The sequence below is a fragment of the Sphingobium sp. GW821-FHT02B05 genome (assembly GCF_059421905.1).
In genome coordinates this window covers 213,970-226,152 of sequence record NZ_JBWKVW010000002.1, presented here as the reverse complement: position 1 = coordinate 226,152, position 12,183 = coordinate 213,970, and the positions used below count along the sequence as shown (strand labels likewise).

Genomic DNA, 12,183 nt, shown 5'->3' with positions numbered 1-12,183 from the left:
CGCATGTTAATCCGCATGTTGAAACCATATTGCAAATAGTGGCATAATCTGTAGCCATGCACGCAGGTCGATAAGGCTGGTCGGCAACAGAGGAGATGGCTGTGCGCACACGGCGCGGGATGAGGATAGTCTGCACGCTGGCGACGGTTTTGGCGTCGATAGGCGCTGCCCATGCGACGCCGCGCACCGTAACGCCGCTGCCCGACGGATGGCGCTTCATTCAGGCCGATCCGGAAGGCGCGGAGACGGCAACGCTGGACGATGCGTCCTGGCAAGTGGTCAGCGTGCCCCATGATTGGGCCATTGCCGGGCCGTTCGATCCCAATGCCAAGGCTGCGGGGGAGAACGGATTTCTGCCGAGCGGGGTCGCCTGGTATCGCAAGACACTGACCCTGACGCCCAAGCCGGGGCGGCGCTATTATATCGAATTTGACGGCATCATGGAGCGGAGCGGCGTCTGGGTGAACGGCCACCATATCGGCTATCGCCCGATGGGTTATGTCAGCCAGCGTTACGACCTGACCCGGCATCTGCGTGCCGATGGCCGCAATGTGATTGCGGTACGTGCGGACACGTCGGCCGCGCCTTCATCGCGATGGTACACGGGATCGGGCATCTATCGTCATGTTCGGTTGATCGAGACTGGAGATGTGCACCTATCGCAGGGCGGCGCCTATGTGCGAACGACGGCCATCCGCGATAGCCAGGCGACCATCGCGGCCATCGCAGAGGTGCAGAATGATAGCGGCGACGCTGCGACGGTAAAGGTCGAACTGATCCTGACTGATCCCGACGGGCATGAAGTCGCACGCACCGTGACGACGGCCACCAGCGTGGCGGCCGGTCGCACGACGATCGTTCCGGTAGAGGTCGCCCTGCCCCGCCCCCGCCGTTGGGACATGAGCGATCCGGCGCAATATCGCGCCTCGTTTCGCGTGCTGGCGGATGATGGCGCGTTGCTCGACAATGAGGATGTCCGTTTCGGCGTACGCGAAGCCCGGTTCGATCCGGCGACCGGCTTCTGGTTGAACGGCCGCAACGTCAAGCTGAAGGGCGTGGCCCTGCATCATGATGGCGGCGCGGTGGGGGCTGCCGTGCCGATCGCCCTGTGGCGCCAGCGCCTGGCTGCGCTGAAGGCGCAGGGCGTCAACGCGATCCGCACCGCCCATAATGTGCCCAGTCCCGAATTTCTCGACCTGACAGACGAACTGGGGCTGGTCGTGATGGACGAACTGTTCGACCAGTGGAATGTCGCCAAGACGCCCGAAGATTATCACCTTTTCTTCGGAGACTGGCACAAGCGCGACACGCTGGACATGGTACGGCGCGACCGCAACCATCCCAGCATCATCTTGTGGAGCGCCGGAAACGAGATCCACGACACGGCCTATCCGGTGCAGGCCAAGGCCGCGTTGGGCAGCATCCTCGACATCGTCCATGCGGCCGATCCTTCGCGTCCGGTGACGATGGCGTTGTTCCGCCCGAACGTGACCAAGGATTATGACAATGGTCTGGCCGACATGCTGGATGTCGTCGGGCAGAATTATCGCGAAAATGAACTGATCGCCGCCAGTAAACAAAATCCGAAACGCAGCATCATCGGCACCGAAAATGCCCATAACCGCAGCAATTGGGTGCCGGTGCGCGACTATGCGGCCTTTTCCGGCATGTTCCTGTGGACCGGCATCGATTATCTGGGTGAGGCGAACCGGTCAGGCTGGCCCAATATCCAGAGTCCGGCGGGACTGCTCGACAGGACGGGCCGACAGAAGATCAGCGGTATGGAGCGGGAAAGCTGGTGGTCGGACAAGCCGGTGCTGCATGTCGTGCGCAATGCCGACCCGGCGGCGGCCGGCCCATCGACCGATGGCGCGGGCGGGCCGAACCAGCCCGTCCTGCCGACCATGATCGCGGTGGCGACGCCCAAGCCCAAAGTCGCGCTGTTCGACGACTGGACACCGCAGGACCGCAGCCCGCATGACGAGACGATCGAGGTTTACAGCAATTGCCAGAAGGTCGAGGCGTTCCTGAATGGCCGATCGCTCGGCACCTTGCCAATCAATCAGGACGCCTCGCCGCGCCGCTGGGCGGTGCGCTATGCGCCGGGTGAGATCCGCGCCACTTGCCGCGACCCTGGTCGTGAAACTGTGTCCGACAGCCTGCGGACCGCGGGCAAGCCGGTGCGCATCGCACTGACGCCGGACGCATCCGCCGTCGGCTCCACATTCGACGATATGGTCTATGTTCGCGCGCGCGTCGTGGACGGCAATGGCGTTACCGTGCCATCGGCCAGCCATCGGCTGCATTTTGCCGTAAAGGGCGCAGGGCAATTGATTGCGACCGACAATGGTTCCTCCGTCGATCACACGCCCTTCCCGTCGCCCGATCGTGCCGCGCTGGATGGACTGGCGGTCGCGCTGGTACGCGGGGCAGGCAAGGGTCGCTTTACCGTCACTGCTACGGCCGATGGTCTGAAGGCCGGCTCCGTCGATCTGGACGCAACCCGATAATAGGCTGCGACAGGCTTTAGCCCGGTACGGCCGCCATGTCGTAAACCACCACTTTCTGCCACAACCCTTCGCAGGATTTTACGAAGGCCTGATGGATCGGATGATCCTGATAGGTCTTCTGGTCCTGCGCATTGTCGAAGAACATGAGTTCCGACACGTCATAGCTGGAATCGACCACGTCGCGCTTTTCGGTGCTGGCGGGCAGGCCGATCTCCATCCGGCGAATGACGGGAATATCGCGCAAGGTGCGCAGGCCCGCGATCAGACGGTCGCGGTCCGCCGACGAGCCGGGCCGCTTCAGCCAGAAGAAGACATGATGCACCAGTTGCGGCGGCTCCGCCGCCTTTGCCGGCGTCAACGCCATGCCTGCGCCACCCAATGCCACCATGGCTGCCCATTCCCTTCTGCTGGCCTTCATTGCCTCACTCCTTCATGGATTCATGTTCGCGTGCCGCGGCCACGGATTGGCGCTCGACAATCACATGGTCGAACAATTCGTCGCTGATGTGCCTATGCTCCGGCCCCTTGCCCAGCGCCACGATCAGGCATTGAGTCGCGCGAAACGCCATATCCTCAACGGGCTGACCCACTACGGTCAGCGGCGGGAAGATGCGCGAGGCCAATATCGTATCGTCAAAGCCCGTCACGCTCAGGTCGCGTGGCAGGCACAGACCGATAGCGTGGGCATGCGCGACGACGCCGGCCGCCAGATCGTCGCTGCTGCATATGATGGCCGTCGGCCGATCCGGGTTGGACAACAGCGACTGCCCGGCTGCAATGCCGGACACATAGTCGAAATCACCATGCTGGACGATCAACGCCGCATCTTCGGGCAAGCCGTGCCGGGCAAGAGCTGCGCGGAACCCGTCCAGTCGGGCGGCCACGACGCTATAGGGATCGGGACCGGCGATATAGGCGATCCGTCGATGCCCGCCGGCGATCACATGTTGCGTGATGGAGAGCATAGCCGCCCGATTGTCGATGCGGACGGTGGTGACGTCGGCCATGGCCGTGCCGGTCGCGATCGCCGCCAACGGTACGCCCAACGAGGCAAGAGCGGTCGAACCGCTCAACTGTTCGGCAAAGGGCGGGACGAGCAACAGCGCGTCCGCTCCGCTGCGTACCAGATCCTGCGCAATCCGTTCGGCACCTTCGCGGGCAACATCCTCGCCATCGCGCAGGATGAGTTGCAGCCCATGGGCATTGGTCGCCCGCAGCGAGCCGAGCAGCACGGCGTCTAGAAAAGGGGTGCGCCGGTCGTAGATCAGGCCCACGGTCGTCGCCCGTGCCTTGGCCAGGCGGCGGGCGGCAAGATTGGGAACATAGCCCAGCTCGACGATCGCCGCCTGCACCGCCTCGATCGTCGCCGCGCCCGCGCGCCCGACACCGTTGACGACGTTGGACACGGTCATGGCGGACACGCCGGCCCGTTCCGCTACCGCGCGGATGGTCACACCCCTTTGTCGTCGTCTTGCCGTCACATCCATGCCCCCTCGCCCCCCTTCATAGCGCCTGGTCGATCGCGTCATAGAGGCGAAAGGGACAGGATATCGTTCACACCGTACCGGCCTTCAGCCCCTTGATCGCATGATCCACGGCCCGCGCCGTCAACGCCATGAAGGTGAGCGAGGGATTGACGCAGCTGATCGACGCCATCTGTGCGCCGTCGGTGACGAACAGGTTGGACGCATCATGCGCCTGGCTCCATTTGTTGAGCACCGACGCGCGGGGATCGTCGCCCATGCGCGCGCCACCCATTTCGTGGATGGCATCGCCCGGCACATGCTCCTTGACGCTGCTTTCGACATTTTTGAGGCCGGCGGCGCGCAGCATCTTTTCACCCTGTTCGCGGGCGTCGATCATCATCCGTTGCTCATTTTCGCGGAAGGTGACGTTGAACCGCATCAGCGGGACGCCGAACCGGTCTGTCTTGTCCGGGTTCAGCGCGACATGGTTATCCTCATAGGGCAGGCATTCGCCGAACGCACCCATCTGGAACTTCCAGCCGCTATAACGACGCATGCCCTCCTTCATTGACGCGCCGAAGCCGACCGGCCTGGACGGTTCGCGATAGGCGGCACCCTGAAAGCCGTAGCCACGCTTGAAACCGACGTCGCCATCCTGGCCATTGTTGCGGAAGCGCGGGACATAGACGCCGCCGGGACGGCGACCGAATTCGATGAATTCCTCCATGCCGGGAATGTCGCCCCTCACGCCGACGCGGAAGATGTGATCCATGACATAACGGCCAAGCGTGCCGCTGGAATCGAAATGGCTACGGGTCCCGTCCGGCTGACGGGAGTTCATGAGGATCTGCACCGAGCCCAGGGTCGAGGCGTTGAGGAAGACCAGCTTTGCGGTCACCGTTTCAGCCTGCCCCGTCTTGGTATCGACGAAGCGGACCCCCGTCACCTTCCTGGTGGCCGGATCATATTCGAGGTTGGTGACGACCGCGTCGGACCGCAGCGTCAGCCGCCCGGTGGCGCGCGCCGCCGGCAACGTCACCGCCTGGGTCGAGAAATAGGCGCCGAAGGAACAGCCATTGCCGCACTGGTTGCGGACCTGGCATTTGGTGCGGCCCTGTTCCGGTTTGTCTTCGGTCATGTTGGACAGGCGGGCGTTGATCAGCTTGCGGCCGGGAAATTCGCTTTCCAGCCGCTGCTTCATCCATTTTTCCGCAATATTCATCGGCATGGGCGGCTGGAACTGGCTGTCCGGCAGATAGGGCAGATTTTCGCGCGAACCCGATACGCCGGCATATTTTTCGACATAATCGTACCAGGGCACGAGATCGTCATAGCTGATCGGCCAGGCGCCACCGATCCCCTCCTGCTTGTTCGCCTCGAAATCGGCGGTGCTCCAGCGGAAGCTCCACCGGCCCCAGATCAGCGACTTGCCGCCAACGGCGCCGGGACGGATCCAGTAGAATTTGCTGCCTTCCCCATAATCATAGGGGTTGAGGCGATCATTATTGTAGAATGCCTGGTTGCTGGGTTGCACATAGCCATGTTTGGCGATGAAATAGTCGCTCTCCCGCAGGGCGTCGGGCATGATGTTGCGCGCCGGCACATCATAGGCCGGTCGACCGTCATAGGTATAGCCTTCGCCATGTTCGACCATATGGCCGCGATCCAGCATCAGGACGCGCAGCCCCTTTTCCGTCAATTCCTTGGCGGCCCAGCCACCGCTGATGCCCGTACCGATGACGATCGCATCGAACCTGTCCGTCGAAGCCATGATGATCCTCTCCCAAGGATGAAGGTGTTAGAAGCGCAGGCCGCGCAGGGTTTGGAAGCTTTTGGTGATGTCCGGAATATAGGGCGCGGGGCATTGGTCATTTTCGACATAGAAATGCCGCACCCCGGCGAGCGCGTTCAGTTTGAACAGGCTGGCAAAGTCGATCGTCCCAGCGCCCACCGCCGTCATGCTGCGATCGGGGCGCATGTCCTTCACATGATAGGCGTAGATGCGGCCGGCAAGGCGCCTGATGAGCGCCGGCACATCCTCCCCGGCATGGACCGCCCAATAGAGATCCAGTTCGATCTTCACCAATGCGGGGTCGCACGCCTTGACCAGCCGGTCGAACAGGCTGACGCCGTCGGGCTTCACGGTAAATTCAAAGTCGTGATTATGATAGGCAAAGGCGAGGCCGGCCGCCTTCAACTGCGCGCCGAAACGGTTGATGTTGACGAGCGCCGCGTCCCACGCCGCCGCATTGCGATGCTTGTCCACCATATAGGGCAGGATGACCGTGTCCGCGCCCAGCGTCTTTGCCATGGCGACGCTGGCATCGAAATTGTCGAGCAGCGCGTCATAGCCGATATGGAGGGACGGGCTGGTCAGGCCGAGGCGATCCATCGTCCTGCGCAGCAGCTTATGGTCCATGGCGTCATAGCCGCCACCGCCAAATTCCACCTCGCGATAGCCGACCTTCGCGACCTGCTCCAGCGTGGCGACCGGATCGGCGGAGAAAAGCTCGCGCACGGTATAGAGTTGCAGGCCGACCTTGCGGATCTGCGCGGCCTGCGCACCGCCGGGAAGGACAGTCTGGCCGGCGAAAGCGGCGAGGCCGCCAGCGCCCAACAGGATGGAACGACGGTTCATGATCATGCGGAATAGACCTTGTTGACCTGAGCATAAGGGAAGGCGCCATTATATTCGCCGGGCACGGGCAGATATTCGCGTTCCTGCGTCATGCCGATTTCCGACGTATAATAGCCGGTGATGACCAGCTGCCGGAACGCTTCGAAAAATTCGATGCCGTTGGGGATCGCATCGTTCATCGCCAGCGTCAGCAGCGCATCCTGTTGCTCCGGCTTGGTATCGACGGCGGGTATTTTATAATCCTGCCGGCTGCGGGAATCGATTTCCGCAAGGCCCGACAGGATCGGCGCCTGATCCTCCGGCAGCGCCCAGTCGGCCAGCAGCTTTTCGATATAGGCGGGCACGCCCGCCGCGATCGCGCCGGGCGTGTCGGTGGTGGGCAGGATGCGTTCGCTCAGCGCCGTCATCAGTGCGCGCTGGTCCGGCGTAAAGACCTGGATGCTGGGTGCGCCCTCACTGATCATACCGGCCGGGGCGAGACCAGCGGCGCGGGCGAGCGGCGCGAAAACCTGCGCGCCGAACAGGGCGAGTACGCCGGCCAGAGCCTGTCTGCGATCCATCATTGTCCTGCCCCTTTCAAATCCTGTGCGATGGCATCCTGCGGCAATGGCCGGACCCATATGTTGCGGAACGACACCGGCGAGTCATGATCCTGAAGCTGGATCGGCGCCTTGTCGCCATGCGCCTGATATTGCGCGATCTTGCGCCAGGCGGTGGTACCCAGCATCGCCTGATGATTCTGTACCAGCACGCCGTTCAGCAGGACGGTGACATAGGCCGGGCGCGTGACGCTGCCGTCCGCGGCGAAGCGGGGCCGTTCGAAGACGATGTCATAGCTTTGCCATTCGCCGGGCTTGCGCGACGGGTTCGCCAGCGGCGGCTTCCACGCATAGACTGCGCCGACCGTTCCATCGGCATAGGTCGGGTTCTGATAGCTGTCGAGGATCTGCACCTCATAGCGCTGCATGAACCAGATGCCGCTATTGCCTCGATCCTGCGAACTTTTGGTCGGCGGATTGGGAGAGCGGAACTCCAGATGCAGCTGGACGTCGCCGAATTCCTGCTTCGATATCAAGGCATTTTCGCCGCCGCTTTCCGCGCGGGACGGGATGGTCATCACACCCTTCGCCATCGGCCATGGCTTGCGCTCGCTACGCCAGGCATCGAGCGACGTGCCATCGAACAGGATGATCGCGTCGGACGGCGCGCCACCCGGTTGCGCTGCCGGGGTGACGACCGTGGGCGCAGGGCGATCGGGATCATGCACATGCCAGGTACCGCCCGGCAGGATCGGCGTGTCCTTGAACCCCAGCTTTCCGGGCTTGTCCTGCGCATGAACCCATGTGCCGGCCATCAGGCCGACCGCCATTGCCATGCCGATAGGAATGCGTTTCATCCTCTCGCCTCCTCCTGTCCTATGCTTTGTCGATGGCGCGATAGGCGGCGATCAAGCGATCCTCGCCTTCGCGGCCAGCCTGCGAATTGCCATGTTCCATGCCGATCACGCCTGCGTAATTGCGGCCACGCAGCCAGCGTACGATATTGGCATAGTTGATCTCGCCCGTGCCCGGCTCCTTGCGCCCGGGATTGTCGCCGAACTGGATATAGCCGATCTCCGCCCAGCACGTGTCGAGCGTCGGGATCAGGTTCCCCGACTGGATCTGCTCATGATAGATATCCGCCAAAATCTTGACGCCGGGGCTGTTCGCGCCGCGCGCGACGGCATAGCCCTGCGCGATCGACTGCATGAAGATGCCGGGATGGTTCGTCCGGGTGTTGAGCGGTTCCATCACCAGCACAAGGCCATGGGGCGCCACGATATCGCCGGCGCGGCGCATGCAGTCGATGATGCGGGCGGTCTGAATATCCTGCGGCAGCTTGCGATCCATGAAGCCGGTGACGACGGTCATATGCCTGGCGTTGAGGCGTTTGGCGACCTCCACCGAAGAGCGGACGTCGGCCAGGAAGGCGTCGCGCTCGGCATCGTCGTTGCTGCCCAGCAGCGGACGGAAATCGGCCCATTTGGGCATGGAGGCGACGAATACGCCCATGGTCATGCCACGCTGCGCGAGCGCCTTTGCCATCGCCGCCTGCTGTTCGACCGGGCGGGCGCGGGCTTCATTATCTTCCCACGCACGGAAACCCTGATCGGCGGCATAGGCGATCTGTTCCATCAGGCCGCCCCGGCTGGCAAAGCTGCCTTCATGCGGCGCGTATGCCAGCGAGAAATGGGCGGCGTTGGAGCCGCCCTTTCCGGCCGCGGCGATGGGGGGGGTCACTGCGGTCGCCAGGCCGGCGGCAATCATCGCGCGGCGGGACAGGCTCATGCCGCGCCCTCCGCCATATGCGCCGATCGGCGACCGGCACGTCGTTCCGCCAACCAGACGCCGCCGAATACGACGAGCAGGATCAGCGGCACGAAGGTCAGCCAGGCAAAGGACTGCGATGCAGCGGCGTCCTCGACCGTCCGCAGAGCTTCGCCGGTCAGGCGGGTGAACGCTTCGGACCCACCGGCAATTTCCACCTTTGCCTGTTCGAACATTTCACCCAGGCGCGGCAGGACGAAAAAGCTGGCCAGCGCCCCGGCCGATCCGAGCGCAACGCCGATCATCTCACTCGCCGCGATCGGTGCGATCGGGTCGATCCATTCCGCCTTCAGGCTGTTCGCTATCGCGGCGCGCAGGGAAGCGCTCATCGACACGGTAAAAAGCGCCAATACGCTCAGCCCAGATAGCCTCTGCCGGTTTATGCCTGTCATGCCCGCTCCTCTACCCTTCGCCCCATATGATGTTATTATTGGGGTTTATGCGTCGCCGTCAGGCCAGTCCCAACCACCGCTTGTTGTTGGCAGGATCGCCGCCTCCGGCAAAATCGTCGAAGGCGCGTTCGGGCCGGCGTATCATATGCGCCTCGATGAAAGGCGCGCCTTCACGTGCGCCGTCTTCCGGATGTTTCAGGCAGCATTCCCATTCCAGCACGGCCCAACCATCATAGCCATATTGGGTCAGGCGCGAGAAGATGCCGGTAAAATCGACCTGTCCGTCACCCAATGAGCGGAAGCGACCGGGACGATCCACCCAGTCGGCATAGCCGCCATAGACGCCGGCCTTGCCGGTCGGATTGAATTCCGCATCCTTGACATGGAACATCTTTATGCGGTCGTGATAAATGTCGACGAACTGAAGATAGTCCATCGCCTGCAACACGAAATGGCTGGGATCATAAAGGATGTTGGCGCGCGCATGGCCGCCGACGGACTCCAGGAACCGCTCGAAGGTCAGGCCATCGTGCAGATCCTCACCCGGATGCAATTCGTAGCACAGGTCCACGCCCTCTTCCTCGAACGCATCCAGGATCGGGCGCCAGCGACGACCCAGCTCTGCAAAGGCTTCCTCCACCAGGCCCGCCGGGCGCTGCGGCCAGGGATAGACGAAGGGCCAGGCGAAGGCGCCGGAGAAGGTCGCATGCGCCTTGAGGCCCAGGCGCCGGCTCGCCTTGGCCGCCATTTTCAACTGGTCGACGGCCCAGGCCTGCCGCTCTGCGGGTTTGCCGCGCAATTGCGGCGGCGCAAAATTGTCGAAAGCCGCGTCATAGGCCGGATGGACCGCAACCAGCTGGCCCTGCAAATGGGTCGATAATTCGGTAATCTCGACGCCTGCCTCGCGGCAGCGTCCAGCCAGGTCATCGCAATAATCCTGACTGTCCGCAGCCAGCGCCAGATCCATGCAGCGCGGATCGTTGCTGGGGACCTGAACACCCTTGTAACCCGCCGCCGCCATCCAGCGCGCCGCATTGTCCAGCGTATCGAAGGGAGCCGCATCCCCCATGAACTGGGCAAGAAAGATGGCAGGGCCTCGCATGGTCATTTCAGACTCTTCAAATAGGTGATGATAGCTGCGCGTTTGGCCGGATCGGGCGTGCCGATCGGCATGCGGGTGCCGGGTACTTTCTTCATCGGCGCGGCCAGAAATGCGTCCAGGCTCTGATCGTCCCAGCGCAACTTCGACGCCTTGAGCGCGGCCGAATAGGTAAAGCCGGGCAGCGATGCCGCCGGACGACCCGCGACCCCGTTGAGATTGGGACCGATCCCGCTTTTCCCGTCTTTCTGAACATTATGGCAGGCGCGGCACGCGCCAAATGCCGGCGGTGCGGTCTGCGCACTGGCCGATGTGGTGATGCCCATCGCCATGATGGCGACCAGAACCCGTTTGAGGTTTGCTACCCTGCGCATCCTCGACTCTCCATTTCCTTTATTCTTGCTATTCATTTACCGGTAAATCATGACAGATCAAGGCCAAGAATGATGGCGCTATCTTTGATCGGAAATGAAGGAGGGGAGAGATGACGGCACGGGCTTTGCAATTGGCCATGGTGGGCGGTGGCGAAGGCGCGTTCATCGGCGCGATCCACCGCGCAGCCGCCGCATTGGACGGTGACTGGCAGCTGGTGGCCGGCGCATTCAGCAGCGATCCTGAACGCAACCAACGATCGGGCGCCGCGCTGGGCATCGAGGATGCGCGGGTTTATGGTTCGCTCGATGCGCTGCTGGCCGCCGAAGCGGCGTTGCCCGACGACCGCCGTATCGACGCCGTGTCGATCGTGACGCCTAACCATCTGCATGCGCCGATGGCCATCGCGGCTCTGGATGCAGGCTTTCATGTGTTCTGCGAAAAGCCGATGGCGCTCAGTTCGGCGGAAGCCCGGCAGATCGCACAAGCCGCCGCGCGGTCCGGCCGCCAGTTCGGCCTGGCCTTTACCTATAGCGGCTATCCCCTGGTCGAAGAAGCGCGGGCGCGGGTGGCGCGCGGCGATTTCGGGAAAATCCGGCTGGTCCAGGTCGAATATTCGCAGGGTTGGCTGAGCCAGCCGATCGACCGCGACGGGAACAAACAGGCCGAATGGCGCACCGATCCTGCGCGCGCGGGCCTTGGCGGTTGCCTGGGCGATATCGGCACCCATGCCTTTCACCTGGCCGAGCATGTTTCGGGCCTGGCGGTGCGCGAACTGTGCGCCGACCTGACCACCCATGTAGAGGGTCGGCGGCTGGACGATGATGTCAGCATATTGCTGCGTCTGGACAATGGCGCGCGGGGTACGCTCAAGGCCAGCCAGATTGCAGCCGGTGATGAAAACGGACTGAAGCTGCGTATTCATGGTGAAAAGGGCGGTCTGGAATGGTCGCAGATGGAGCCGAATACGCTGACCCTGCGCTGGCTGGATCGACCGACGGAACTGGTGCGCGCTGGCGGGCCGGGCCTTGCCCCATCCACCCTGCCGCGCCTGCGCACGCCGGCCGGGCATCCCGAAGGCTATATAGAGGCGTTCGCCAATCTCTATCGTCTGTTCGCAACCCGCATCCGGACGGGCACACGGGAAACCACGGACGGGTTCCCGTCGATCGAGGCCGGACTGCGCACCATGACCTTTGTGGAAACCGTGATCGCCAACGCCGCGTCCAACCAGAAATGGAGCATGGTTTCGCATAGCTGAACCCGATCGCCGCTGCCGCCCGCCACTGTCGAAAAGAAACGTCCCGGCCGTGCAGGACCGGGACGAGTTTGGGGGATAA

12 protein-coding genes are annotated in these 12,183 nt (G+C 63.0%); 2 read left to right on the top strand and 10 right to left on the bottom strand.

Translation table 11 applies throughout. The features are described from left to right. Positions 1 to 119: 119 nt before the first annotated feature. The gene (locus tag AC07UX_RS10830; RefSeq protein ID WP_495192005.1) at positions 120 to 2,510 is read left to right on the top strand and encodes a glycoside hydrolase family 2 TIM barrel-domain containing protein; all 2,391 of its coding nucleotides are present in this window, start codon (positions 120 to 122) and stop codon (positions 2,508 to 2,510) included. A 16-nt stretch (positions 2,511 to 2,526) separates the two neighbouring features. Here AC07UX_RS10830 and AC07UX_RS10825 read toward each other — a convergent pair whose 3' ends face one another. From AC07UX_RS10825 to AC07UX_RS10780, 10 genes are all read right to left on the bottom strand, one after another. After that, entirely contained in the window at positions 2,527 to 2,928 is a 402-nt protein-coding gene (locus AC07UX_RS10825) for a Dabb family protein (RefSeq protein WP_495192004.1), read from the bottom strand. Between the two features lie 4 nt (positions 2,929 to 2,932). Then, positions 2,933 to 3,997, bottom strand: a complete 1,065-nt coding sequence (locus AC07UX_RS10820) for a LacI family DNA-binding transcriptional regulator (protein WP_495192003.1) — start codon at positions 3,995 to 3,997, stop codon at positions 2,933 to 2,935. A gap of 67 nt (positions 3,998 to 4,064) precedes the next feature. Further along, positions 4,065 to 5,747 (bottom strand): GMC oxidoreductase, encoded by a 1,683-nt coding sequence (locus AC07UX_RS10815; protein WP_495192002.1) that lies wholly within the window; start codon positions 5,745 to 5,747, stop codon positions 4,065 to 4,067. Positions 5,748 to 5,774: 27 nt separating this feature from the next. After that, complete coding sequence (locus AC07UX_RS10810) at positions 5,775 to 6,620, bottom strand: sugar phosphate isomerase/epimerase family protein (protein ID WP_495192001.1); 846 nt, start codon at positions 6,618 to 6,620, stop codon at positions 5,775 to 5,777. Then, complete coding sequence (locus AC07UX_RS10805) at positions 6,617 to 7,177, bottom strand: gluconate 2-dehydrogenase subunit 3 family protein (protein ID WP_495192000.1); 561 nt, start codon at positions 7,175 to 7,177, stop codon at positions 6,617 to 6,619. Before AC07UX_RS10805 ends, AC07UX_RS10810 begins: the two co-directional genes overlap by 4 nt. Continuing rightward, a complete protein-coding gene (locus AC07UX_RS10800; protein WP_495191999.1) occupies positions 7,174 to 8,010 on the bottom strand; it encodes a 3-keto-disaccharide hydrolase in 837 nt (278 codons plus the stop codon). Before AC07UX_RS10800 ends, AC07UX_RS10805 begins: the two co-directional genes overlap by 4 nt. A gap of 19 nt (positions 8,011 to 8,029) precedes the next feature. Continuing rightward, positions 8,030 to 8,941 carry a hydroxypyruvate isomerase family protein gene (locus tag AC07UX_RS10795; RefSeq protein ID WP_495191998.1) on the bottom strand — a complete coding sequence of 304 codons (912 nt, stop codon included), beginning with the start codon at positions 8,939 to 8,941 and terminating at the stop codon, positions 8,030 to 8,032. Further along, positions 8,938 to 9,372: a hypothetical protein gene (locus tag AC07UX_RS10790; RefSeq protein WP_495191997.1), complete on the bottom strand. Its 435-nt coding sequence runs from the start codon at positions 9,370 to 9,372 to the stop codon at positions 8,938 to 8,940. Before AC07UX_RS10790 ends, AC07UX_RS10795 begins: the two co-directional genes overlap by 4 nt. 58 nt (positions 9,373 to 9,430) lie before the next feature. Further along, on the bottom strand, positions 9,431 to 10,474 hold the full coding sequence (locus AC07UX_RS10785; RefSeq protein WP_495192284.1) for a sugar phosphate isomerase/epimerase family protein: 1,044 nt from the start codon (positions 10,472 to 10,474) through the stop codon (positions 9,431 to 9,433). Positions 10,475 to 10,476: 2 nt separating this feature from the next. Continuing rightward, positions 10,477 to 10,845 (bottom strand): c-type cytochrome, encoded by a 369-nt coding sequence (locus AC07UX_RS10780; RefSeq protein ID WP_495191996.1) that lies wholly within the window; start codon positions 10,843 to 10,845, stop codon positions 10,477 to 10,479. Between the two features lie 110 nt (positions 10,846 to 10,955). On the opposite strand from AC07UX_RS10780, the gene AC07UX_RS10775 reads away from it, so the two are divergent. Further along, positions 10,956 to 12,104: a Gfo/Idh/MocA family protein gene (locus AC07UX_RS10775; RefSeq protein WP_495191995.1), complete on the top strand. Its 1,149-nt coding sequence runs from the start codon at positions 10,956 to 10,958 to the stop codon at positions 12,102 to 12,104. The last annotated feature ends 79 nt before the right edge of the window (positions 12,105 to 12,183 follow it).